This is a genomic window from Pseudomonas vlassakiae (assembly GCF_014269035.2).
GTDB lineage: Bacteria > Pseudomonadota > Gammaproteobacteria > Pseudomonadales > Pseudomonadaceae > Aquipseudomonas > Aquipseudomonas vlassakiae.
In genome coordinates this window covers 227,101-251,845 of the sequence record NZ_JABWRP020000002.1, presented here as the reverse complement: position 1 = coordinate 251,845, position 24,745 = coordinate 227,101, and the positions used below count along the sequence as shown (strand labels likewise).

The 24,745-nt window shown below is 63.6% G+C and carries 21 protein-coding genes; 12 read left to right on the top strand and 9 right to left on the bottom strand.

Annotated features, from left to right (window positions below):
• Positions 1-18: 18 nt before the first annotated feature.
• From cysG to HU738_RS03255, 6 genes are all read right to left on the bottom strand, one after another.
• On the bottom strand, positions 19-1,410 hold the full coding sequence (cysG, locus tag HU738_RS03280) for a siroheme synthase CysG (RefSeq protein ID WP_186600961.1): 1,392 nt from the start codon (positions 1,408-1,410) through the stop codon (positions 19-21).
• Positions 1,411-2,691 carry a serine--tRNA ligase gene (gene serS / locus HU738_RS03275; RefSeq protein WP_176508845.1) on the bottom strand — a complete coding sequence of 427 codons (1,281 nt, stop codon included), beginning with the start codon at positions 2,689-2,691 and terminating at the stop codon, positions 1,411-1,413. It lies immediately after the preceding gene.
• Between the two features lie 30 nt (positions 2,692-2,721).
• A complete protein-coding gene (gene crcB, locus HU738_RS03270) occupies positions 2,722-3,096 on the bottom strand; it encodes a fluoride efflux transporter CrcB (RefSeq protein WP_176508846.1) in 375 nt (124 codons plus the stop codon).
• Positions 3,093-4,418 carry a replication-associated recombination protein A gene (locus tag HU738_RS03265; protein WP_186600960.1) on the bottom strand — a complete coding sequence of 442 codons (1,326 nt, stop codon included), beginning with the start codon at positions 4,416-4,418 and terminating at the stop codon, positions 3,093-3,095. Before HU738_RS03265 ends, crcB begins: the two co-directional genes overlap by 4 nt.
• Before the next feature lie 12 nt (positions 4,419-4,430).
• Complete coding sequence (gene lolA / locus HU738_RS03260; RefSeq protein WP_060511141.1) at positions 4,431-5,054, bottom strand: outer membrane lipoprotein periplasmic chaperone LolA; 624 nt, start codon at positions 5,052-5,054, stop codon at positions 4,431-4,433.
• A gap of 62 nt (positions 5,055-5,116) precedes the next feature.
• Complete coding sequence (locus HU738_RS03255) at positions 5,117-7,645, bottom strand: DNA translocase FtsK (RefSeq protein ID WP_186600959.1); 2,529 nt, start codon at positions 7,643-7,645, stop codon at positions 5,117-5,119.
• A gap of 362 nt (positions 7,646-8,007) precedes the next feature.
• On the opposite strand from HU738_RS03255, the gene aat reads away from it, so the two are divergent.
• The 3 genes from aat (at position 8,008) to infA (ending at position 9,771) form a co-directional block, all read left to right on the top strand.
• On the top strand, positions 8,008-8,688 hold the full coding sequence (aat, locus tag HU738_RS03250; protein ID WP_054886816.1) for a leucyl/phenylalanyl-tRNA--protein transferase: 681 nt from the start codon (positions 8,008-8,010) through the stop codon (positions 8,686-8,688).
• Positions 8,689-8,744: 56 nt separating this feature from the next.
• On the top strand, positions 8,745-9,452 hold the full coding sequence (locus HU738_RS03245; RefSeq protein ID WP_186600958.1) for an arginyltransferase: 708 nt from the start codon (positions 8,745-8,747) through the stop codon (positions 9,450-9,452).
• 100 nt (positions 9,453-9,552) lie between these two features.
• Positions 9,553-9,771, top strand: coding sequence for a translation initiation factor IF-1 (infA, locus tag HU738_RS03240; protein WP_002553999.1), 219 nt, complete (start codon positions 9,553-9,555; stop codon positions 9,769-9,771).
• A gap of 148 nt (positions 9,772-9,919) precedes the next feature.
• Here the strand turns inward: infA and clpA are convergent, their stop codons facing one another.
• On the bottom strand, positions 9,920-12,190 hold the full coding sequence (clpA, locus tag HU738_RS03235; RefSeq protein WP_054886818.1) for an ATP-dependent Clp protease ATP-binding subunit ClpA: 2,271 nt from the start codon (positions 12,188-12,190) through the stop codon (positions 9,920-9,922).
• 30 nt (positions 12,191-12,220) lie between these two features.
• A complete protein-coding gene (gene clpS, locus HU738_RS03230) occupies positions 12,221-12,583 on the bottom strand; it encodes an ATP-dependent Clp protease adapter ClpS (protein ID WP_016488124.1) in 363 nt (120 codons plus the stop codon).
• A 230-nt stretch (positions 12,584-12,813) separates the two neighbouring features.
• Between clpS and cspD the strand changes: the two genes are divergently transcribed.
• A complete protein-coding gene (cspD, locus tag HU738_RS03225; protein ID WP_176508849.1) occupies positions 12,814-13,065 on the top strand; it encodes a cold shock domain-containing protein CspD in 252 nt (83 codons plus the stop codon).
• A 67-nt stretch (positions 13,066-13,132) separates the two neighbouring features.
• Here cspD and icd read toward each other — a convergent pair whose 3' ends face one another.
• Positions 13,133-14,389, bottom strand: coding sequence for an NADP-dependent isocitrate dehydrogenase (gene icd / locus HU738_RS03220; protein ID WP_176508850.1), 1,257 nt, complete (start codon positions 14,387-14,389; stop codon positions 13,133-13,135).
• Between the two features lie 427 nt (positions 14,390-14,816).
• On the opposite strand from icd, the gene HU738_RS03215 reads away from it, so the two are divergent.
• The 8 genes from HU738_RS03215 to HU738_RS03180 all read left to right on the top strand — a co-directional run bounded on the left by HU738_RS03215 (position 14,817) and on the right by HU738_RS03180 (position 24,732).
• Entirely contained in the window at positions 14,817-17,042 is a 2,226-nt protein-coding gene (locus HU738_RS03215) for an NADP-dependent isocitrate dehydrogenase (RefSeq protein ID WP_176508851.1), read from the top strand.
• 74 nt (positions 17,043-17,116) lie between these two features.
• Complete coding sequence (locus tag HU738_RS03210) at positions 17,117-17,557, top strand: NUDIX hydrolase (protein WP_186600957.1); 441 nt, start codon at positions 17,117-17,119, stop codon at positions 17,555-17,557.
• Between the two features lie 59 nt (positions 17,558-17,616).
• Complete coding sequence (gene mnmA, locus HU738_RS03205) at positions 17,617-18,741, top strand: tRNA 2-thiouridine(34) synthase MnmA (protein WP_186600956.1); 1,125 nt, start codon at positions 17,617-17,619, stop codon at positions 18,739-18,741.
• The gene (hflD, locus tag HU738_RS03200; RefSeq protein ID WP_176508854.1) at positions 18,738-19,364 is read left to right on the top strand and encodes a high frequency lysogenization protein HflD; all 627 of its coding nucleotides are present in this window, start codon (positions 18,738-18,740) and stop codon (positions 19,362-19,364) included. Before mnmA ends, hflD begins: the two co-directional genes overlap by 4 nt.
• A 234-nt stretch (positions 19,365-19,598) precedes the next feature.
• Entirely contained in the window at positions 19,599-20,969 is a 1,371-nt protein-coding gene (gene purB / locus HU738_RS03195) for an adenylosuccinate lyase (protein ID WP_103448071.1), read from the top strand.
• Between the two features lie 81 nt (positions 20,970-21,050).
• Entirely contained in the window at positions 21,051-22,217 is a 1,167-nt protein-coding gene (locus HU738_RS03190; protein ID WP_186600955.1) for a ribosomal protein uL16 3-hydroxylase, read from the top strand.
• Entirely contained in the window at positions 22,210-22,638 is a 429-nt protein-coding gene (locus HU738_RS03185; RefSeq protein WP_054886827.1) for a GNAT family N-acetyltransferase, read from the top strand. The genes HU738_RS03190 and HU738_RS03185 overlap by 8 nt, the downstream gene beginning before the upstream one ends.
• A gap of 141 nt (positions 22,639-22,779) precedes the next feature.
• The gene (locus HU738_RS03180; RefSeq protein ID WP_186600954.1) at positions 22,780-24,732 is read left to right on the top strand and encodes a DNA topoisomerase III; all 1,953 of its coding nucleotides are present in this window, start codon (positions 22,780-22,782) and stop codon (positions 24,730-24,732) included.
• Positions 24,733-24,745: the final 13 nt, after the last annotated feature.

Here is a 24,745-nt window from a genome sequence, read left to right as displayed (position 1 = left end):
TTTGCGGCCCCAACGATTTCAGCTGTTTTGCGCGCCTTCGAACCAGGCCAGCTTTTCGCGCAGTTGCACCACTTCCCCAACGATCACCAAGGTCGGCGCATGTACTTCGTGCCGTGCCACCAGCTCCGGCAAATCTGCCAAGGTGCCGGTAAACACCCGCTGATTGCGCGTAGTCCCCTGCTGCACCAGGGCCGCTGGCGTGCTGGCCGCCCGCCCATGGCGGATCAGCTCGGCACAGATGGTCGGCAACCCCACCAGCCCCATGTAGAACACCAAGGTCTGAGCCGGCGCCACCAGGTCATGCCAAGGCAGGTTGCTGGTGCCATCCTTGAGGTGACCGGTGACGAAGCGCACCGATTGCGCATAGTCACGGTGTGTCAGCGGAATGCCGCCGTAGGCCGAACATCCGCTCGCTGCAGTAATCCCCGGTACCACCTGGAACGGGATACCGTGCTCGGCCAGCTCCTCGATCTCTTCGCCACCCCGGCCGAAGATGAACGGGTCGCCGCCTTTGAGGCGCAACACACGCTTGCCCTGCTGGGCGAGGTCGACCAACAGGCGGTTGATCTGGTCCTGGGGCACGGAGTGGTCGGCGCGGCGCTTGCCAACATAGATACGTTCGGCATCACGCCGGCACATCTCGATGATGGCCGGTGCCACCAGGCGGTCGTACAGCACCACGTCGGCCTGCTGCATCAGGCGCAAGGCACGGAAGGTCAGCAAGTCCGGATCACCCGGCCCCGCCCCCACCAGATACACCTCACCGCCCTGCTGCACCGGGGCACCTTCGACCATCGCCTGCAACAGGCGCTCGGCCTCGGCGCCCTGCCCGGCAAGCTGGCGCTCGGCAATCGGACCCTGGAACACGGTTTCCCAGAAGCCTCGGCGCTGATTGACATCCGGGTACAGGGATTTGACCTTGTGCCGGAACCGCGCTGCCAGCCCGGCCAGCTCACCGTAAGCCGACGGAATCCAGGCCTCCAGCTTGGCGCGGATCAAGCGCGCCAACACCGGGGCGTCACCGCCACTGGACACCGCGATCACCAACGGGGAACGGTCGACGATGGCCGGGAAGATCACCGTGCACAAGGCCGGCGCATCCACCACGTTGACCGGCAGGCTCAGCGCCTGTGCGTCAGCCGACACCTGGGCGTTGAGCCCAGGGTCGTCGGTGGCTGCGATCACCAAACGGCAACCGACCAGGTCGGCCGCCTGATAGCCACGCACCAGCACCTCACCGCCACCTTCCCGGGCCAACGCGGCCAGCTGACCGTCGATGTCCGGCGCCACCACGCGCAGCGCAGCGCCGGCATCCGCCAGCAGGCGCGCCTTGCGCAAGGCGATCTCACCGCCGCCGACGACCAGCACCCGGCCGCCCTGCAGCTTGTGGAACAGCGGCAGGTAATCCATTTAGCGGATGACCTCGACGCCGCCCATGTACGGCTTCAGCACGTCCGGTACGCGAATCGAACCGTCGGCCTGCTGGTAGTTCTCGAGCACGGCCACCAAGGTACGGCCTACGGCCAGGCCGGAACCGTTGAGGGTGTGCACCAGCTCTGGCTTGCCGGTTTCCGGGTTGCGCCAGCGAGCCTGCATGCGGCGTGCCTGGAAGTCACCGCAGTTGGAGCAGGAGCTGATCTCGCGGTACTTGTCCTGGCTCGGCACCCACACTTCGAGGTCGTAGGTCTTCACAGCGCCGAAGCCCATGTCGCCGGTGCACAGGGCCAGCACGCGGTAGGGCAGCTGCAGCAGCTGCAGGACGCGCTCGGCGTTGGCGGTCAGGCTTTCCAGGGCTTCCATCGACTTGGACGGTTCGACGACCTGAACCATCTCGACCTTGTCGAACTGGTGTTGGCGGATCATGCCACGGGTGTCACGGCCCGACGCACCGGCTTCACTGCGGAAGCAAGGGGTGTGGGCAACCAGTTTCAACGGCAGCTGCCTGGCGTCGAGGATCTGGCCGGCAACCAGGTTGGTCAGCGACACTTCGGCGGTCGGGATCAGGTAGAAGTCAGCTTCGCCTTCGCGGGTGATCTTGAACAGGTCTTCCTCGAACTTCGGCAACTGGCCAGTGCCCTGCAGGGCCGGGGCCTGCACCAGGTACGGGGTGTAGTGTTCCTCGTAGCCGTGCTCGCCGGTATGCAGGTTGATCATGAACTGCGCCAGGGCGCGGTGCAGGCGGGCAATCGGCCCGCGCAGCACGGCAAAGCGCGCTCCAGACAGCTTGGCCGCGGCTTCGAAGTCCAGGCCACCGCTGACTTCACCCAAGGCGACGTGGTCCTTGATCTCGAAATCGAAGGCGGTCGGCGTGCCCCAGCGGCGCACTTCGACGTTGTCGTCTTCGCTGGCACCGACCGGTACGCTGGCGTCCGGCAGGTTGGGGATGGTCAGCAGGATGCTGTCCAGTTCGGCCTGGATAGCATCCAGCTCTACCTTGCCAGCGGCCAGTTCATTGGCCATGCGCTCGACGTCCGCCATCAGCGGGGCAATGTCCTCGCCCTTGGCCTTGGCCTGGCCGATCGACTTGGAACGGGCGTTACGCTCGGCTTGCAGCTGCTCGGTGCGGGTCTGCACCGCCTTGCGGCGCTCTTCCAGTGATTCGATGCGCGCGACATCCAGGCTGAAGCCACGGGAGGCCAGGCGATCCGCCACTTCCTGAAGTTGGCCGCGTAACAGTTTGGAATCGAGCATATCGTTCTCTCGTTATGGATAAGTGTTGGTTCAGAATCGGGTCAGGGACAGGCCGGCCCAGGTGGCCAGGAGCCCGCCCACCACGCTGATACTGGTATAGCCCAAGGCGAGGGGCACTTGCCCACTTTCGATCAGGCGCACGGTATCGAGCGAGAAGGAGGAAAAGGTCGTCAGGCCACCGAGGAAGCCGACGATCAGGCCGGCGCGCAGTTCGACCGGCGCCAGCGGCTTGTGCAGGAACAGGCCGTAAAGCAGGCCGATCAGCAGGCAACCCACCAGGTTGACCGCCAGCGTACCGAGATAGAAGTGCCGTGGCCAGTTGGCCGCGACCCAATTGGCGGTGGCGAAGCGTAGCAAGGTCCCGGCAATACCACCGGCGCTGACTGCAGCGATCAGGGCAATCATGGTTTTCTCCGCTGCCGCGGGCTGTTGCGGTCAAGCTCGGCCAGGTGGCGCAGTTTCTCGCCGATCTTCAGCTCCAGGCCTCGCGGCACGGGCTGGTAGTACTGGCGTGGCTCAAGCGCCTCGGGGAAGTAATCCTCACCAGCGGCATAGGCATCGGGCTCGTCGTGGGCGTAGCGGTATTCTTCGCCATAGCCCAGTTGCTTCATCAGCTTGGTCGGCGCGTTGCGCAGGTGCAGCGGCACTTCCAGCGAGCCATGTTCGGCCGCCTCGCGCAAGGCGGTCTTGAAGCCCACGTAGACGGCATTGCTCTTCGGTGCGCAGGCGATGTAGGTGATGGCCTGGGCCACTGCCAGCTCGCCTTCCGGGCTGCCCAGGCGTTCCTGCACGTCCCAGGCGGCCAGGCACAGGCTCAGGGCCCGCGGGTCGGCGTTGCCGATGTCCTCGCTGGCCATGCGCACGACGCGACGGGCGATGTACAGCGGGTCGCAGCCGCCGTCGAGCATGCGCGCGAACCAGTACAGGGCGCCATCGGGGTTGGAGCCGCGCACCGACTTGTGCAGCGCGGAAATCTGGTCGTAGAACGCCTCGCCGCCCTTGTCGAAACGCCGCCGGCTGTCACCGAGCAGGCTTTGCAGCATCTCGACGTCGATCTCGCTGCCATCTTCGGCAAGATCGGCGGCGTTCTCCAGGAAGTTGAGCATGCGCCGGCCATCGCCATCGGCGGCAGCCATGAGCATCTTGAAGGCGTCGTCACCGACGCGCAGGTTGCGTTTGCCCAGCCCGCGCTCTTCCGTCAGCGCACGGTTGACCAGCTTGCGCAGCGCCGCTTCGTCCAGGCTCTTGAGCACATAGACCCGCGCCCGCGACAGCAAGGCGTTGTTCAGTTCGAACGACGGGTTCTCGGTGGTGGCTCCGATGAACAGCAGCGTGCCGTCTTCCACGTAGGGCAGAAAGGCATCCTGCTGGGACTTGTTGAAGCGGTGCACTTCGTCGACGAACAGGATGGTGCGCCGGCCATACTGGCCGGCCTGCTGCTTGGCCACTTCGACGGCCTGGCGGATTTCCTTGACCCCCGCCAACACCGCCGAGACCGTCTCGAAGTGCGCATCGCAGAAGTGCGCCAGCAGCCGCGCCAGGGTGGTCTTGCCCACCCCCGGCGGCCCCCAGAAGATCATCGAGTGCAGCGCCCCCTGCTCCAGCGCCTCGCGCAGCGGTTTACCGCGCGCCAGCAGGTGCTCCTGGCCGACGTATTCGTCCAGGTTGGCCGGGCGCAGGCGGGCCGCCAGAGGCTGGGCGACGGGTTCGCTTCGAAACAGGTCCATGGCGAGCTCTGCTTACTCCTTGATGACGTCGGCGCCTTTGGGGATGTCGAACTTGAACTGGCTGTCCGGCACCGCCTGGTTGGCCTTGACGCCATTGAACAGGATGTTGGTGCGCTGGCCGACGCTGTCGATCAGCTGCATGTCATTGATCAGGCCCTTGCGGAACGACACGCGCAGCGAGTCGAACAAGGTGTCCTTGGTCTTCGGCTTGAGGGTGAAGTCCATCACGTCGCCCTGCTCCTTGGAGGTGATGTCGAAGCTCTGGCTGATCTTCGACACGTCACCAGACAGCAGCAGTGCCGGGGTCTGGTTCAGGCGCTGGTCGAGCTTCTTGATGGTCGCCTGCTCCAGGTCCGGGTCCCACAAGGTGACGTTCTTGCCGTCGGAAACCACTACCTGCTCCTGCGGCGCATTGGTGTGCCAGTAGAACAGGCCCGGGCGCTTCACCGTCATCTTGCCGGACGTTTCCTGCAGGCTGGTACCGCCTGCGTCCAGGGTCAGCTGGGAGAAGTTGGCCTCGATGGTCTGGGATTTTTCCAGCAACTGGGTCAGGCGTTGTACGTCTTGCTCACCGGCATAAGCAGTAACCGAGCCCAGGGTCAGGGCAGAAACCAACAGCATGCGAATCGCGCGCATGGGAATCCTCATTGAGCATTGAAAAGGCCGGGCGCCACCGTTGGCGCCCGACAGGGTGTTCATCAGTCGCGCGGGCCACCCGGGGCAATCACTTCCCGCGAGCCGTTGCTGTTCATCGGGGTGACCACGCCGGCCATCTCCATCGACTCGATCATCCGCGCGGCGCGGTTGTAGCCGATCTTGAGCTTGCGCTGTACGGCCGAGATGGAAGCGCGGCGGCTTTCCAGCACGAACTGCACGGCCTCATCATACAGGGCATCGGTTTCGGCATCGTCACCATCGCCACCGCCGCCGCCGCCATCGAAGCCGCTGCCGGCCTCTTCGACGCCATTGAGGATGTCGTCGTTGTAGTCCGGCGCGCCACGCAGCTTCCACGCCTCGACCGTGCGGTGCACTTCATCGTCGGAGACGAACGCACCGTGCACACGGATTGGCAGGCTGGTGCCCGGCGGCATGTACAGCATGTCACCGTGGCCGAGCAACTGTTCCGCGCCACCCTGGTCGATGATGGTCCGCGAGTCGATCTTGCTCGACACCTGGAACGCCATGCGGGTCGGGATGTTGGCCTTGATCAGGCCGGTGATCACGTCCACCGACGGGCGCTGGGTGGCGAGGATCAGGTGGATACCGGCCGCCCGCGCCTTCTGGGCGATACGGGCGATCAGCTCTTCGACCTTCTTGCCGACGATCATCATCATGTCGGCAAATTCGTCGACCACCACGACGATGGTCGGCAAGGTCTTCAGCGCCGGCGGCTCGTCGTCCATGCTCTCGCGGCGGTACAGCGGGTCGTGGATGATCTCGCCGGCTTCCTGGGCGTCCTTGATCTTGCGGTTGAAGCCGGCCAGGTTACGCACGCCCATGGCCGCCATCAGCTTGTAGCGCCGCTCCATCTCGGCCACGCTCCAGCGCAGGGCGTTGGCGGCGTCCTTCATGTCGGTGACCACCGGGCACAGCAGGTGCGGAATGCCCTCGTAGATCGACAGCTCGAGCATTTTCGGGTCGATCATGATCAGCCGCGCGTCTTCCGGGCTGGACTTGAACAGGATCGACAGGATCATCGCGTTGACACCCACCGACTTACCGGAACCGGTAGTACCGGCCACCAGCAGGTGCGGCATCTTGGCCAGGTCGGTGATCACCGGCTTGCCGCCGATGTCGTGGCCCAGGGCCAGGGTGACCGGCGATTTCTGCTCGTCGTACTCCGGCGTTGCGAGCACTTCCGAGAAGCGCACCATCTGCCGGTTTTCGTTGGGGATCTCGATACCCACGGTGGTCTTGCCGGGAATGACCTCGACCACCCGCACGCTGGTCACCGCCAGGGAACGCGCCAGGTCCTTGGCCAGGTTGGCAATGCGGCTGACTTTCACGCCAGCGGCCGGCTGGATTTCGTAACGGGTAATCACCGGGCCCGGGTGGATGGAGTCCACCGAGACTTCGACGCCGAACTCCTTGAGCTTGATTTCCAGCAACTGGCCGACACCGGCCAGGGACTCTGGCGAGTACTCGATCTTCTTCTGTTCGGCCGGGTCGAGGATGGAAATCGACGGCAAGGTCCCCTCCACGGCGCTGTCGACGAACAGCGGCGCCTGTTTTTCCTTCATGACCCGCTTGCTCGGCTCCGGCGCCTTGGCCGCGGCCGGGGGCACGATGGTCGGGGCCGCTGCTGGCTGCTCGCGGGGGACCACGGGCTCACGCGGCACGACAGGCTCGCGGGCGAGGGTTGGTTCGCGAGGCACTACAGGCTCGCGGGCGAGCGTCGGCTCACGGGACAGGGTCGGTTCACGCGGTTCGACGGGCTGGGCCGGGGCTTCCTCACCCTTGAAGATGCGCTCGCGCAGCGCCGGTTTGGCTGGCTCACGCTTGTCGCTGGCCTTTGCCCCCAGATCGAACACCGGGTCGTCCACTTCACGCAGTTGCGCCTCCAGGCGCTTGCGCTCGTTGCGTGCCTCCCACCAGCGGCTGGCCGCGCCCTGTACCAGTTCGAACAGGTCGAGGGTGATCTTGCCGGTCATGTCCATCACCTTGAACCATGACAGGTCGGTGAACACGGTCAGGCCGAACAGGAACAGGGCAATGAACATCAGGGTGCTGCCCTGCACGTTCAGCAGGTTGCGCGCCAGGTCACCGAGGCTTTCGCCCAGCGCACCGCCCGCGGAAAACGGCAGGCTCGCCGGCGGATGGAAATGGATATGCGCCAGCGCCGCGCCCGACAGCACCAGGAACACCAGGCCGATCAGCCGCCAGGAGAACAGCCAGCCGCTCCATTGCCACGGCTGGTGCCGCTCGCGGAAGATCTGCCAGGTCTTGATCGCCAGCAGCAGCGGGAAGATGTAGGCGAAGTAGCCGAGCACCATGAACAGGATGTCGGCAAAGTACGCGCCGGCACGCCCGGCGGCATTCTGCACCTGGTCGACGTTGCTGGTGTGGCTGAAGCCCGGGTCCGACGTGTCGTAGGTCAGCAGTGCCATCCACAGGTACAGGCACAGGGCGCCGACAGCGATCAACGCACCTTCCTTGAGGCGGTAATGCAGCTGCTGCCGCCACAGGGGCACGGGCAAGGGAGCTGGAGTTGCGGTGGATTTCTTCAAAACGCGTCTATTCCTGCGCGTGCTGCGCGTCCAGTAGTGATCAGCCGGTGTCTGGCCAATTAACCACTACTTTTAACATTACTGCCCGCCAGCCGCCATGACGGCACGCCGTATGGAGCTCGAGTGGGGGCGACTTTCGTATAGGTGCAATTTGAGCATGCATTGCCTTCTGTGACAAAGGCTTATGCTGTGTTTTTGCACAGGTGTGACAGCAAATGTAGCGGATGGTGCCTATGCCTTCATGAATGTGTAAGAAATTGCCTATTCTGCTGCCAGCCAATCACTGTTGAGCCTGCCAGCATTGACCCCGCAAGCCCTGCAAGCCATGCTGCCCTCTCCCCTCCCCCACCGCACGATAGACCATGCTCACCTGGCTGACCCGCGACTCGCTGACCTTCCCGCCCCTGGAAAAGGCCCTGCACGACCCCAACGGTTTGCTCGCCGCTGGCGGCGACCTGAGCCCCGAGCGCCTGGAGCAGGCCTACCGGCATGGCTGCTTTCCCTGGTATCAGGACGGCCAGCCGATTCTCTGGTGGTCACCTGACCCGCGCACCGTGCTGTTCCCTGACGAGCTGCACGTCTCGCGCTCGCTGGCCAAACTGATGCGCCAGGGCCGCTACCAGGTCAGCTTCGACACCGACTTCCCTGCGGTGATCGCCGCCTGCGCTGCCCCGCGCGACTACGCCGACGGCACCTGGATCACCGACACCATGCGCAATGCCTACTGCGAACTGCACCGGCGCGGTATTGCCCATTCGGTAGAAGTACGCGCAGACGGCGTGCTGGTCGGCGGCCTGTATGGCCTGGCCATCGGTCAGCTGTTCTTCGGCGAGTCGATGTTCAGCCGCGCCGACAATGCCTCCAAGGTCGGCTTCGTGACGCTGGTCGAACACCTGCGCCAGGCCGGCTTCGTGCTGATCGACTGCCAGATGCCCACCAACCACCTGCATAGCCTGGGCGCCCGGGCCATCAGCCGTAGCCGCTTCGCCGACTACCTGGCGCGCCACCTCGACCAGCCCAACAGTGCTACCTGGGTTTGCTAGGCGAGTTTTGCCAGCTGGCTTACACTTAAAGCAAAGTCTCACCGAGGGGGTTGATCATGACAGAGTTGGCGCGGTTGAAGTTCTATGCCACTCAACCCCACTCCTGCAGCTACCTGCCGGACGAACAGGCCACCACGCTGTTCCTCGACCCCAGCCAGCCGATGGACGTGCATGTGTATGCCGATCTCTCGGAAATGGGCTTTCGCCGCAGCGGTGACCACCTGTACCGCCCGCATTGCCAGAACTGCAATGCCTGCGTGCCAGCGCGCATCCCCGCCGCGCGCTTCATCCCCAACCGCCAGCAGCGGCGCATCCTCAAGCGTAATGCCGACCTGACCGTGACGGCGGCGCGCCCGGCGTTCAAGGAAGAATATTTCGACCTGTACCGGCGCTACATCGAGACCCGTCACGCCGATGGTGACATGTACCCGCCGAGCCGCGACCAGTTTTCCACCTTCCTGGTCCGCGACCTGCCGTTCTGCTGGTTCTACGAGTTCCGCCTCGAAGGCCGCCTGCTGGCAGTGGCCGTCTGCGACCTGCTGCCCAATGGCCTGTCGGCGGTATACACCTTCTACGAGCCGGCAGAAGAACGCCGCAGCCTCGGTCGCTTTGCCATCCTCTGGCAGATCACCGAAGCCTTGCGCCAGGATCTGGAAGCGGTGTACCTGGGTTACTGGATCAAGAACTGCAAGAAAATGAACTACAAGACGCAGTATCGGCCTATCGAGTTGTTGATAAACCAGCGCTGGGTCACCCTCAACTGAAAGCATTGGCTTGACACACAGTTTTCGGGCATAATCCACGCCACTTTTTTGCCCGGTGCGGTATGCGTCGGGCCAACACTGGATCCGAGGGCTCTACTGCATGTCGAAAGAAGACAGCTTCGAAATGGAAGGTACTGTCGTCGACACCCTGCCCAACACCATGTTCCGCGTGGAGTTGGAAAACGGGCACGTCGTAACCGCGCACATCTCCGGAAAGATGCGCAAGAACTACATCCGCATTCTCACTGGCGACAAGGTCCGCGTCGAACTGACGCCCTACGACCTGAGCAAGGGCCGCATCACTTACCGTGCGCGCTAAGCTCCAGCCATGAAAAAGCCCGGCCATGTGCCGGGCTTTTTTGTGTCTGCTTAAACCGCCTCGCGGCTCAAGCCGCTCCTGCAGGATATCGCAATCCCCTGTAGGAGCGGCTTGGGCCGCGATGGGCCGCATAGCGGCCCCATACGATTTACGCAACCTCAGCCGTAGTCTCGAAGTCGAACACCAGTTCGCCATCGCGCAGGTCGACGTGCACCACGCCGCCATGCTCGGCCAGCTCACCAAACAGGATCTCCTCAGCCAGCGGCCGCTTGATCTTGTCCTGGATAAGCCGCGCCATCGGCCGTGCACCCATCTGCACGTCGTAGCCGGAAGCAGCCAGCCAGCCGCGGGCGGCATCACTGACTTCCAGCAGCACCCGCTTGTCTTCCAGCTGCGCCTGCAACTCGATGAGGAACTTGTCGACGATGCTCTTGATCGTCTCGGTGCTGAGGCGGCCAAACTGGATGATGGTGTCCAGGCGGTTGCGGAACTCCGGCGTGAAGCTCTTGCGGATGACTTCCATGGCATCGGACGCGTGGTCCTGATGGGTGAAGCCGATCGAGGCCCGCGCGGCAGTTTCGGCGCCGGCGTTGGTGGTCATGATCAGGATCACATTGCGGAAGTCGGCCTTGCGCCCGTTGTTGTCGGTCAGGGTACCGTGGTCCATCACCTGCAGCAGCAGGTTGAAGACTTCCGGGTGAGCCTTCTCGATTTCGTCGAGCAGCAGCACGCAGTGCGGTTGCTTGGTGATCGCTTCGGTCAGCAGGCCGCCCTGGTCGAAACCAACGTAGCCAGGCGGAGCACCGATCAGCCGCGACACGGTGTGACGCTCCATGTACTCGGACATGTCGAAGCGCACCAGCTCGACGCCCAGCGCCTTGGCCAGCTGCCGCGCCGCTTCGGTCTTGCCCACACCGGTCGGGCCGGCGAACAGGAACGAACCGACCGGCTTGTCCGGCGACTTGAGGCCGGCCCGGGACAGCTTGATGGCGGTGGCCAGCGAGTCGATGGCCTGGTCCTGACCGAACACGGTCAGCTTCAGGTCGCGCTCGAGGTTACGCAGCAATTCCTTGTCGGAACTGGTGACGTGCTTCGGCGGAATCCGCGCGATCTTGGCGACAATGTCCTCGACCTGCGGCACATCGATACGCTTGACCCGGCTGGCTTCAGGCTGCAGGCGCTGATAGGCGCCCGCTTCATCAATCACGTCGATGGCCTTGTCCGGCATGTGGCGATCATTGATATAGCGCGAGGCAAGTTCGGCGGCGGCGCGCAGGGCTTCGTCGCTGTACTCGATGTTGTGGTGGCTCTCGAACCGGCCTTTCAGGCCACGCAGGATACCGACGGTGTCTTCCACCGACGGCTCGCTGACATCGACCTTCTGGAAGCGCCGCGCCAGGGCACGGTCCTTCTCGAAGATGCCGCGGAATTCCTGGAAGGTGGTCGAACCGATGCAACGAATCTCACCAGACGACAGCAGCGGCTTGAGCAGGTTGGAGGCATCCATCACCCCGCCTGACGCCGCACCGGCACCGATGATGGTGTGGATTTCATCGATGAACAGAATCGCTTGCGGGCGCTTTTTCAACTCACCGAGCAGGGCCTTGAAGCGTTTTTCGAAGTCACCGCGGTATTTGGTACCCGCCAGCAGCGCACCGAGGTCCAGCGAATAGACCACGCTCTGCGCCAGCAGGTCCGGCACCTGGCCGTCGACGATGCGTTTGGCCAGGCCTTCGGCGATGGCAGTCTTGCCGACACCGGCCTCACCGACCAGCAGCGGGTTGTTCTTGCGCCGCCGGGCCAGAATCTGCGCCACACGCTCGACTTCCTGCTCGCGCCCCACCAGCGGGTCGATTCGGCCGGCACGGGCCAGTTCGTTCAGGTTGCTGGCGTAGGCGTCCAGCGGGTTGCTCGAAGAGGAGGTTTCGCCGCCCTCTTCGTCCTGCATGTCCTGGTCGCTTTCGGAGTGCGAGCCATGGCCCGGCACTTTGGAAATGCCGTGGGCGATGTAGTTGACCACATCGATACGGGCCACGCTCTGCTGCTTCAGCAGGAACACGGCCTGGCTTTCCTGTTCGCTGAAGATCGCCACCAGCACATTGGCGCCGGTCACTTCGCGCTTGCCGGAACTCTGCACGTGGAACACGGCACGCTGCAGCACCCGCTGGAAGCCCAGGGTCGGCTGGGTTTCGCGGTCTTCATCGTTGACGGGGATCAGCGGGGTAGTGGAATCGATGAACTCTTGCAGGTCGTGCTTGAGTTTGTCGAGATTCGCGCCACAGGCGCGCAGAACGGTCGCGGCAGCCTCATTGTCAAGGAGTGCCAGCAGCAGATGTTCGACGGTCATGAACTCATGACGCTTCGAACGAGCCTCCTTGAAGGCAAGATTGAGGGTGACTTCGAGCTCGCGGTTTAACATAGCTTCACCTCATACCCAAGTGGTCGGCGATTAACCGTCCTTCTCGATTTCACAGAGTAGCGGATGCTGGCTTTCCCTGGCGTATTGGTTGACCTGCATGGCCTTCGTTTCGGCGATGTCACGGGTAAACAATCCGCACACTGCCCGCCCTTCGGTGTGGACGGTCAGCATGATCTTGGTCGCCAGCTCGCGGTTCAGACTGAAGAACGTTTCGAGCACTTCGACGACGAAATCCATCGGCGTGTAGTCATCATTGAATAAAACCACCTTGTACATCGGTGGCGCCTGCAGGATCGGCTTGGCTTCCTGTACCGCAAGCCCTGAGCCGTCGTCCTCATTCGTTTGCGGGCGATCCTGATTGAATGTTAGTCGAATCTCACTGGGTGCATGCATGGAAAGAATTTCATCATGAGCGTCAGGTTAAGGTTGTGGGTTGACTGCATTGGCGGCCGCTGGCGCACGCGCCACCTGACCTTGACTAACGGCAAAACGGTGTTACAACCAATAAGAACCCACCGTGGTCGATAAAGATCCGCGCAGTCAACCAGATTTTTCGCATGGTTCGTATGCGGATGAAGTGGATGATACTCCAGTGATGGAGTCCTTTGCAGAGGGACATAGGGATGGCAAGCGGTAAAGTCAAGTGGTTCAACAATGCCAAGGGCTACGGATTCATCAATGCTGACGGCGATAGCGAAGACCTCTTCGCCCATTACTCCGCCATCCAGATGGACGGCTACAAGACGCTGAAGGCCGGACAGGTGGTGGTGTTCGACATCGTGCAGGGCCCCAAGGGCAAGCACGCGGTGAACATTTCCGGTAACGCCAGCGTCAGGCCGGAGCCCGTTCCGGAGGTCGTCGTCGCCAACGCCTGAGCCATCCCGCTCTGCCGGCAAACGAACGCACCGGCCGCCCCTTGTGGAGCGGCCGGTTTTTATTGCATTACATGTGCTTGATCATTTCATCGCCAAAACCTGAGCTACTTACCAGCGTGGCACCCTCCATCAAGCGCTCGAAGTCGTAGGTCACGGTCTTGGCGGCAATCGCACCATTGGTGCCCTTGATGATCAGGTCGGCCGCTTCAGTCCAGCCCATGTGCCGCAGCATCATCTCCGCCGACAGGATGACCGAGCCAGGATTGACCTTGTCCTGCCCGGCATATTTCGGGGCGGTACCATGGGTAGCCTCGAACATGGCCACGGTGTCGGACAGGTTGGCGCCCGGCGCGATGCCGATGCCACCCACTTCTGCCGCCAGGGCATCGGACAGGTAGTCACCGTTCAGGTTGAGCGTGGCAATCACGTCGTACTCGGCAGGGCGCAGCAGGATCTGCTGGAGCATGGCGTCGGCGATGGCGTCCTTGACGATCACTTCACGGCCGCTCTTGGGGTTCTTGAACTTCATCCATGGGCCGCCGTCGAGCAGTTCGGCCCCAAACTCGTCGCGGGCCACTTCGTAGCCCCAATCCTTGAAGGCACCCTCGGTGAACTTCATGATGTTGCCCTTGTGCACCAGGGTCAGCGATTCGCGATCATTGTCCACCACATATTGCAGGGCCTTGCGCACCAGGCGCTTGGTGCCCTCGCGCGAGACCGGCTTGACGCCGATGCCGCAGTCCTGGTCGAAACGGATCTTGGTGACACCCATTTCCTCCTTGAGGAACTTGATCACCTTGTTCGCTTCAGGCGAGCCGGCCTTCCACTCGATGCCGGCATAGATGTCTTCGGAGTTCTCACGGAAGATCACCATGTCGACATCGCCGGGCTTTTTCACCGGACTGGGCACGCCCTGGAACCACAGCACCGGGCGCAGGCACACGTAAAGGTCGAGCTGCTGGCGCAAAGCCACGTTGAGCGACCGGATACCCCCGCCGACCGGCGTGGTCAGCGGCCCCTTGATCGAGACAACGTAGTCCTTCACCGCATCCAGGGTCTCCTGGGGCAGCCAGGTGTCCTGGTCGTACACCTGGGTGGCCTTCTCGCCGGCATACACCTCCATCCAGGCGATCTTGCGCTTGCCGCCATAGGCTTTCTGCACGGCGGCATCGACCACCTTGATCATCACTGGCGAGACGTCGACGCCAATCCCGTCACCTTCAATATAAGGAATGATCGGGTTGTCGGGCACGTTGAGCGAATGGTCGGCATTGACGGTGATCTTGGTGCCGTCGGTCGGAACCTTGATTTTCTGGTATCCCATGCTTGCACTACTCCGCTGTCGGGTGTGATTGGACATCATGCGATCCAATGAGCCTAAACCACATCCGTCGACCTGCAAGCGGTGCGTCATTACGCCACATTGCCCCTACGTCTTTGGTCTTATAAATGGCACCGATGTCACTTCGCCTTGCTGATTAGCCCGAATGGTTTGGTATACTCCGCCGCGACCGAAGGGTCATCGGGGCGAATCCCAGGAAAATGCGGACCGCCCTTGGCCAGGAATGGCCACCAAGCCTGGCCAGAAAAGTCTGGACTGTTACCGCAGCTCAGCATTGACGCTCGACTGATGCATCCACCATCACCGCTCGCAGCCTCTCGACTTTCCGCTCATGGCGTTGCCAGGGCGATGCGCCTACCCTGCGCACCACGAGACTCGAGCACGCTCAGCACACAGAGAGTTAACCCGCATGCCCACCCGTTCCAAGATCATCTATACCTTCACCGACGAAGCCCCCGCCCTCGCCACCTACTCGCTGCTGCCGATCGTCGAAGCCTTCACCGCTTCCGCTGACATCGCCGTCGAAACTCGCGACATCTCCCTGGCTGGCCGTATCCTTGCCGCCTTCCCGGAGCAACTGGGCGCAGAGAAGCAAGTAGGCGATCACCTGGCGGAACTGGGCCAGCTGGCCACCACTCCTGAAGCCAACATCATCAAGCTGCCGAACATCAGCGCCTCGGTACCGCAGCTCAAGGCCGCGATCAAGGAACTGCAGGGCAAGGGCTTCAACATCCCTGACTACGCCGACGAGCCATCCACCGAGGCCGAGAAAGAATCCCGCGCCCGCTACGACCGCATCAAGGGTTCGGCCGTGAACCCGGTGCTGCGCGAAGGCAACTCCGACCGCCGCGCCCCGCTTTCGGTCAAGAACTACGCCCGCAAGCACCCGCACAAGATGGGCGCCTGGGCCGCCGACTCGAAGTCGCACGTTGCCCACATGAACAATGGCGACTTCTACGGCAGCGAAAAAGCCGCACTCATCGAGGCTGACGACAACCTGCGCATCGAGCTGGTCGGCAAAGATGGCAGCACCACCGTGCTGAAAGCCAAGACTGCCGTCAAAGCCGCCGAAATCGTCGACTGCGCCACCATGAGCCGCAAGGCCCTGAAAGCCTTCATCACCGAACAGATCGCCGATGCCAAGGCCTCCGGCGTACTGCTGTCGGTGCACCTGAAAGCCACCATGATGAAGGTTTCCGACCCGATCATGTTCGGCGTCATCGTCGAAGCGTTCTACGACGAGGTACTGGCCAAGCACGCAGCAGCCCTGGCTGAAGTAGGCTTCAACGCCAACAACGGCATCGGCGACCTGTACGCGCGCATCAAGGACCTGCCAGCCGACAAGCAGGCCGAGATCGAAGCCGACATCCAGGCCCTGTACGCCGAGCGTCCAGCCCTGGCCATGGTCAACTCCGACAAGGGCATCACCAACCTGCACGTGCCGAGCGACGTCATCGTCGACGCCTCGATGCCAGCGATGATCCGCGACTCGGGCAAGATGTGGAACAGCGCCGGTGAACTGCAGGATGCCAAGGCGATCATCCCGGATCGTTGCTACGCCGGCATCTACCAGGCCACCATCGAAGACTGCAAGGCCAACGGCGCCTTCGACCCGACCACCATGGGCAGCGTGCCGAACGTCGGCCTGATGGCGCAGAAGGCCGAAGAGTACGGTTCCCACGACAAGACCTTCCAGATCCAGGCCGACGGCGTAGTACGCGTGGTCGATGGCAAAGGCAACGTCGTTCTGGAGCAGAACGTCGAAGCCGGTGACATCTTCCGCATGTGCCAGACCAAAGACGCGCCGATCCAGGACTGGGTCAAGCTGGCCGTCAACCGTGCCCGCCTGAGCAACACCCCGGCGGTGTTCTGGCTGGACCCGGCCCGCGCCCACGACGGCGTGATGATCGAGAAGGTACAGAAGTACCTGAAGGACCACGACACCACTGGCCTGGACATCCGTGTCCTGGCGCCGGTCGACGCGATCAAGTTCTCCCTGGCCCGCATCCGCGAAGGCAAGGACACCATCTCGGTGACCGGCAACGTGCTGCGCGACTACCTGACCGACCTGTTCCCGATCATGGAACTGGGCACCAGCGCCAAGATGCTGTCGATCGTGCCGCTGATGAACGGCGGTGGCCTGTTCGAAACCGGCGCCGGCGGTTCGGCTCCGAAGCACGTGCAGCAGCTGGTGGAAGAGAACTTCCTGCGCTGGGACTCGCTGGGTGAATTCCTGGCCCTGGCCGCTTCCCTGGAGCACCTGGGCAACACCTACGACAACCCGCGCGCCAAGGTCCTGGCCAACACCCTGGACCAGGCAACCGGCAAGTTCCTCGACACCAACAAGTCGCCTTCGCGCAAAGTCGGTGGTATCGACAACCGCGGCAGCCACTTCTACCTGACCCTGTACTGGGCCCAGGCGCTGGCTGCACAGAGCGATGACGCCGCCCTGCAGGCGCGCTTCGCCCCACTGGCCAAGACCCTGACCGAGAACGAGGAGACCATCGTCGCCGAGCTCAACGCCGTTCAGGGCAAGCCGGCCGACATCGGTGGCTACTACGCCCCGGATGCCGAGCTGACCGCCAAGGTGATGCGCCCAAGCCAGACCCTGAACAGCGCCATTGCCGCCCTGTAAGGTTCGCTTGAAGTAACCGCACAAACCCCGGCCACGCACCGGGGTTTGTGCTTTCTGGACAAAGGACCGCGCAAATGACCTGGCAACCGCACATCACCGTCGCCACCATCGTCGAAGACCAAGGCAAGTTCCTTTTCGTCGAAGAATTCAAGGCTGGCCAGCACGTCTTCAACCAACCCGCCGGCCACCTCGAACCCAACGAGACCCTGCCCCAGGCCGCCCTGCGCGAAACCCTGGAAGAAACCGCCTGGGAAGTCGAGCTCACCGGCGTGGTCGGCATCTACCTCTACACCGCCCCGAGCAATGGCGTGACCTACCAGCGCATCTGCTTCGCCGCCCGCCCGCTGCGCCAGCATGCCGACCTGGCCCTGGACAGCGACATCGTCCGCGCTGTGTGGCTGACCCGTGACGAACTGCTGGCCGACCCCACCCGCTGGCGCAGCGAACTCGTGCCGCGCTGCCTGGACGATTACCTCGCCGGCCCGCTGCACAGCCTTGACTTGCTGCGTGACTGACGCGCCGCGCCGGTTTTGCTAGAATCGGCGTTTTTCCCCCTTGATACACACCGGTACCCATGACCAGCCCAGCACTCAAAGACCCCGCCAAGACCCGCGTCATCGTCGGCATGTCCGGCGGCGTGGACTCTTCCGTCTCCGCCCTTCTGCTTCTGGAGCAGGGCTACCAGGTGGAAGGGCTGTTCATGAAGAACTGGGAAGAAGACGACGGCACCGAATACTGCACCGCCCGTGAAGACCTGGCCGACGCCCAGGCCGTGTGCGACCGCATTGGCATCAAGCTGCACACTGCCAACTTCGCCGCCGAGTACTGGGACAACGTGTTCGAGCACTTCCTCGAGGAATACAAGGCTGGCCGCACGCCGAACCCGGACATCCTCTGCAACCGTGAAATCAAGTTCAAGGCGTTCCTCGATTATGCCCTGTCGCTGGGTGCCGACCTGATCGCCACTGGCCACTACGTGCGCCGCCGCGACTCCGGCGCGCTCACCGAACTGCTCAAAGGCCTAGACCCGAACAAGGACCAGAGTTACTTCCTGCATGCAGTTGGCGGCAAGGAAATCGCCCGTACCCTGTTCCCGGTCGGCGAGCTGGAAAAGCCCGAGGTGCGCGCCATCGCCGAAAAACACGGCCTGGCCACCGCCAAGAAAAAGGACTCCACCGGCATCTGCTTCATCGGCGAGCGCCGCTTCAGCGATTTCCTCAAGCAGTACCTGCCGGCCCAGCCCGGTAACATCGAGACCACTGATGGCGAAGTGATCGGCCGCCACCACGGCCTGATGTACCACACCATCGGCCAGCGCCAGGGGCTGGGTATCGGCGGCCTGAAGGACGCCGGCGACGAGCCGTGGTACGTGCTGCACAAGGACCTGACCCGCAATGTGCTGGTGGTCGGCCAGGGCAATGAACACCCGTGGCTGTTCTCCCGTGCCCTGCTCGCCTCGGAAATCTTCTGGGTCAACCCGGTCGACCTGAGCAGCCCACGCCGGCTGACCGCCAAGGTGCGCTACCGCCAGAGCGACCAGCAATGCACGCTGGAGCTGACCGCAACCGGCTACCGCGCCGTGTTCGACGAACCGCAGCGCGCCGTGACCCCGGGCCAGTCGGTGGTGTTCTATGACGGCGAGGTGTGCCTGGGCGGCGGCGTGATCGAAACCGCCGAGCCGTGGAGCCCGCGCGCATGAGCAACCTGCAGGAGCAGCTGATTGCCTTGGGCGGCGTGTTCCAGGCCGCCGTGCTGGTCGACCGCATCGCCCGCACCGGCCAGGCCAGCGAAGCCAACATCGGCTGCATGCTGGGCAGCCTGCTGGTGCGCGACCCCAAGGACACCCTGGAGGTGTTCGGCGGCGACGACCTCAACCTGCGCGACGGTTACCGCGCCCTGGTCGGCGCCCTCGAGCGCGACCCCAGCAGCCTGCAACGCGAACCGCTGCGCTACGCACTGTCGATGCTGGGTCTTGAGCGTCAGCTGAACAAGCGCGGCGACCTGCTCGAGACCATCGGCAACCGCCTGCCGCAAATCCAGTCCCAGGCCGACCATTTCGGCCTGGTTCACGAAAACGTCATCGCTTCCAGTGGAGCCTTGTACCAGGACACCCTGAGCACCCTGCGCCAGCGCATCCAGGTGCATGGCGACATGCGCTTCCTGCAGCAGGCCAGCAACGCCTCGAAAATCCGCGCCCTGCTGCTGGCCGGTATCCGTGCCGCACGCCTGTGGCGTCAGCTGGGCGGGCATCGCTGGCAGCTGGTGTTCAGCCGGCGCAAGCTGCTCAACGAACTGTACGACATGATGCGTTCGCCGTCCTGACCCTGTGGGAGCGGCCTTGTGTCGCGAACGGGCCGCAGCGCGGCCCCTGGGTCTCGAGCCTGACTCACAGATTGCTGGGGCTGCTACGCAGCCCTTTCGCGACGCAAGGCCGCTCCCACAAAGGCACGACCGCATTGATTTATTGAGCCGACCTTTGGTCAGCCACCCGACTCGGGCGCGAAATTCATGTATGATATGCGCCCTTCCAAAAGCCTGACTGTCCGAGAACACCCCATGCAGCTTTCTTCGCTCACTGCGGTTTCCCCTGTAGACGGCCGTTACGCCGGCAAAACCCAGGCCTTGCGCCCCATTTTCAGCGAATTCGGCCTGATCCGTTTCCGCGCCCTGGTCGAAGTGCGCTGGCTGCAGCGCCTGGCCGCGCACCCGCAGATCGGCGAAGTGCCGGCGTTCTCCGCCGAAGCCAATGCCCTGCTGGACAGCCTGGCCACCGATTTCAAGCTCGAGCACGCCGAACGCGTCAAGGAGATCGAGCGCACCACCAACCACGACGTCAAGGCGATCGAATACCTCCTCAAGGAGCAGGCCGCCAAGCTGCCTGAGCTGGCCAAGGTCAGCGAGTTCATCCACTTCGCCTGCACCAGCGAGGACATCAACAACCTGTCCCACGCCCTGATGCTGCGCGCCGGCCGTGACGATGTGCTGCTGCCGCTGATGCGTCAGATCGCCGACGCCATCCGCGCCCTGGCCCATGCCCATGCCGACGTGCCGATGCTCTCGCGCACCCACGGCCAGCCGGCTTCGCCGACCACCCTGGGCAAAGAGCTGGCCAACGTCGTGTACCGCCTGGAGCGCCAGATCGCCCAGGTTGCCGCCGTGCCGCTGCTGGGCAAGATCAACGGCGCCGTGGGCAACTACAACGCCCACCTGTCGGCTTACTCGCAGATCGACTGGGAACAGAACGCCCGCGCCTTCATCGAAGACGAGCTGGGCCTGCAGTTCAACCCGTACACCACCCAGATCGAGCCGCACGACTACATCGCCGAACTGTTCGACGCGATCGCTCGCTTCAATACCATCCTCATCGACTTCGACCGCGACGTCTGGGGCTACATCTCGCTGGGCTACTTCAAGCAGAAGACCGTGGCCGGCGAAATCGGCTCGTCGACCATGCCGCACAAGGTCAACCCGATCGACTTCGAAAACTCCGAAGGCAACCTGGGCATCGCCAACGCGCTGTTCCAGCACCTGGCGAGCAAGCTGCCGATCTCGCGCTGGCAGCGTGACCTGACCGACTCCACTGTGCTGCGCAACCTGGGCGTGGGCTTCGCCCACAGCGTCATCGCCTACGAAGCCAGCCTGAAAGGCATCGGCAAGCTGGAAGTCAACGAAGCCCGCATCGCCGCCGACCTGGATGCCTGCTGGGAAGTCCTCGCCGAGCCGATCCAGACCGTGATGCGTCGCTTCAACATCGAGAACCCCTACGAGAAGCTCAAGGAGCTGACCCGTGGCAAGGGCATCACGCCAGAAGCGCTGCTGACCTTCATCGACGGCCTCGACATGCCGGCCGACGCCAAGGCCGAGCTGAAGCTGCTGACCCCGGCTACCTACATCGGTAACGCGGCAGCCCAGGCCAAACGCATCTAAGCGGACCGTCGCGTTCAACGCCCGGCCTGGCCGGGCGTTTTTATTCGCGGACGAAAATTACGTTTTTTCAATAGGTTGAACATGAATCCTGATACTCCACTGCAGCTGCTCGGCGGCATCTCGGCCCGCGAATTCATGCGCGACTACTGGCAGAAGAGGCCGCTGCTGGTGCGCCAGGCCTTCCCGGACTTCGAAAGCCCGATCGACCCCGACGAGCTGGCCGGCCTGGCCCTGGAAGAGGAAGTCGAGTCGCGCATCGTCCTCGAACACGGCGCCCACCCGTGGGAGCTGCGCCGCGGCCCGTTCAGCGAAGACACCTTTGCCGAACTGCCAGAGAAGGACTGGACCCTGCTGGTGCAGGCCGTCGACCAGTTCGTACCGGAAGTCGCCGAGCTGCTCGAGCACTTCCGCTTCCTGCCGAGCTGGCGTATCGATGACGTGATGATCAGCTTCGCCACCCCAGGTGGCAGTGTCGGCCCGCACTTCGACAATTACGACGTGTTCCTGCTGCAGGGCCACGGCGAGCGCAACTGGAAAATCGGCCAGATGTGCAACAGCGACAGCCCGCTGCTGGAGCACGCCGACCTGCGCATCCTGGCCGAATTCGAACAGAGCGGCGAATGGACCCTGGAGCCGGGCGACATGCTCTACCTGCCGCCGCGCCTGGCCCACTACGGCGTCGCCGTGGACAACTGCCTGACCTACTCGGTCGGCTTCCGCGCCCCAAGCGCCGCCGAAGTGCTGACCCACTTCACCGATTTCCTCGGCCAGTTCCTGCCGGACGAAGAGCGCTACAGCGACGCCGACGCGCAACCAGCCAGCGACCCGCACCAGATCCAGCACGACGCCCTCGACCGCCTCAAGGCGCTGATCGACAAGCACACCAACGACAAGGACCTGCTGCTGACCTGGTTCGGCCAGTTCATGACCGAGCCGCGCTACCCGGAGCAGGTGGTCGGTGAAGAAATGGACGAAGACGAGCTGATCGAAGCGCTGGAAGACGGCGCCATCCTGATCCGCAACCCGAGCGCGCGGCTGGCCTGGTCCGAACTCGGCGACGACCTGATGCTGTTCGCCAGCGGCCGTAGCTGCCCACTGCCGGCCAAGCTGCGCGAGCTGCTGAAGCTGGTGTGCTCGGCCGATGCGTTACACATCGACAACCTCGAGCAGTGGTTGCAGGATGAAGATGGCCTTATGCTGGTCCAGCAGCTGATCAAACAAGGAAGCCTGGGATTCGCCAATGAATAAGATTCGTGTGCGCCTTGCCGACTGGCACAAGGATAACGCTGATATCCGCCGTATCCGCGAAGCCGTGTTCATTGCCGAGCAGCATGTACCGCCAGAGCTGGAGTGGGATTCGGACGATCCGGGCGCCGCACACTTCCTGGCGCTGGAAGGCGACTATCCGATCGGCACGGCTCGCCTGCTGCCTGACGGCACCATTGGCCGGGTCTCGGTGCTCAAGGACTGGCGTGGGTTGAAGGTCGGCGATGCACTGATGAATGCAGTGATCGTCGAAGCGCAGAACCGTGACCTGAAGCAGCAGATGCTCAGTGCACAGGTGCATGCCACGCCGTTCTACGAGCGCCTGGGCTTTCGCGTAGTCAGCGAGGAGTTCCTCGAAGCCGGTATTCCGCACGTGGACATGGTGCGCGACTCGCGCGCCTGATCCAGCAATTCGCCGCTCCCACAGGGATCGCGCTAACTTCCAGCAAAAATTAACCTGTACATCCATCCAGATAAAACTTGCCTCCGGGCCCCCGCTTGCGCATCCTAGTGCCCATCATTCCCCGATGAAGCGTTCCCGGCCATGCGCCTGTTCCTCTGCGAAAAACCCTCCCAGGCCAAAGACATCGCCAAGGTGCTCGGTGCCAACCGCAAGGCCGACGGCTGCTGGCAGGGCACCGACGTCTGCGTGACCTGGTGCATCGGCCACCTGCTGGAAACCGCCCCGCCCGACAGCTACGACGACCGCTACAAGCGCTGGAACCTGGCCGACCTGCCGATCATCCCGGCAACGTGGAAGATGCTGGTCAAGCCCAAGACCGCCAGCCAGTTCAAGGCGGTCAAGCGCCTGCTCGGCGAGGCCCGCGAACTGGTGATCGCCACCGACGCCGACCGCGAAGGTGAAATGATTGCCCGCGAGCTGGTCGAGCACTGCCGCTACCGCGGCCCGATCCAGCGCCTGTGGCTGTCGGCCCTGGACGACGCTTCGATCCGCAAGGCCCTGGCGCGCCTGCTGCCCGGCCAGGAAACCTTCAACCTCTACCATTCGGCCCTGGGCCGCTCCCGCGCCGACTGGCTGATCGGCATGAACATGAGCCGGCTGTTCACCCTGCTCGGCCGCCAGTCCGGCTACCAGGGCGTGCTGCCAGTGGGGCGGGTGCAAACCCCTACCCTGCGCCTGGTGGTCGACCGCGACCGCAGTATCGCTGATTTCGTGCCCGTGCCGTTCTGGGCCATCGATGTCCAGCTGGAAAGTGCCGGCCAGGCTTTCAACGCCCAGTGGCGCGCACCGCAAGACACCTGCGACGACCAAGGCCGCTGCCTGAACCAGGCGCTGGCCCGGCAGGCTGCTGGCGACATGCACGATGCCGGTACGGCGCGGGTATCGAAAGTCGCCACCGAGCGCGTGCGCGAGGCCGCACCGCTGCCCTTCGACCTCGGTACCCTGCAGGAGTTGTGCTCGAAAAAGTTCGGCCTCGGCGCCCAGGAAACCCTCGACATCGCCCAGGCGCTGTACGAGACCCACAAGCTGATCACCTACCCGCGCAGCGACTGCGGCTACCTGCCCGTCAGCCAGCACAGCGAGGCGCCCGCCATCCTCGCGGCGCTGCAGCGGGCGGACGCCAGCCTGGCGCCGCTGCAGGCTCACCTGGAGCCGCAGCGCCGCTTCCGCGCCTGGAACGACGCCAAGGTCAGCGCCCACCACGGCATCATCCCCACGGCAGCCGCCAGCGACCCGGCACGCCTGCCGGCCAAGCACAAGGCGGTCTATACCCTGATCCGTGCCCGCTACCTGGCGCAGTTCCTGCCCAACCACGAGTACGATCGCACCCAGGCCGAGTTCGCTTGCGCCGGCCATGCCCTGCGCGCCGTCGGCAAGCAGATCGTCGAACCCGGCTGGCGCCGCGCCCTCCCCGAAGCACTGACCCCGGCCAAGGGCCGCGAGGCCCAGCCAGCCCAGGTGCTGCCGGCCCTGCGCGAAGGCCAGGACTGCAACGTGCATGATGTGCAACTGAAGGACCTGTGGACCCAGCCACCGAAACCGTTTACCGAAGGCGACCTGATCAAGGCGATGAAGAACGTCGCCAAGCTGGTGGACGACCCACGGCTGAAACAGAAGCTCAAGGAAACCACCGGCATCGGCACCGAAGCGACCCGTGCCAGCATCATCCAGGGCTTGCTCGACCGCGGTTATCTGGTGAAGAACGGCAAGGCCCTGTCTGCCACCCCGGCCGCGCTCAGCCTGATTGACGCCGTGCCCCGCGCCATTGCCGACCCTGGTACCACGGCCATCTGGGAACAAGCACTGGACATGGTGCAGAGCGGCGAGATGAGCCTGGAAGAATTCGTCACCCGGCAGTCGGCGTGGATGGGCAAGCTGGTGGAACGTTGCCGCGGGATGCGCATGACCATTACTGGCCCGGCGGTAGGCAAGGCGGCGCCGTGGAAGAAGAAGCGGCGCAGCGGTGCCACAAAAGGCAAGGCGGCCGAAGGCAAAAACACTGCCCGCAAACCAAGGCGCAAAGCTCCGAGCTGATGGGTTGCCCGCA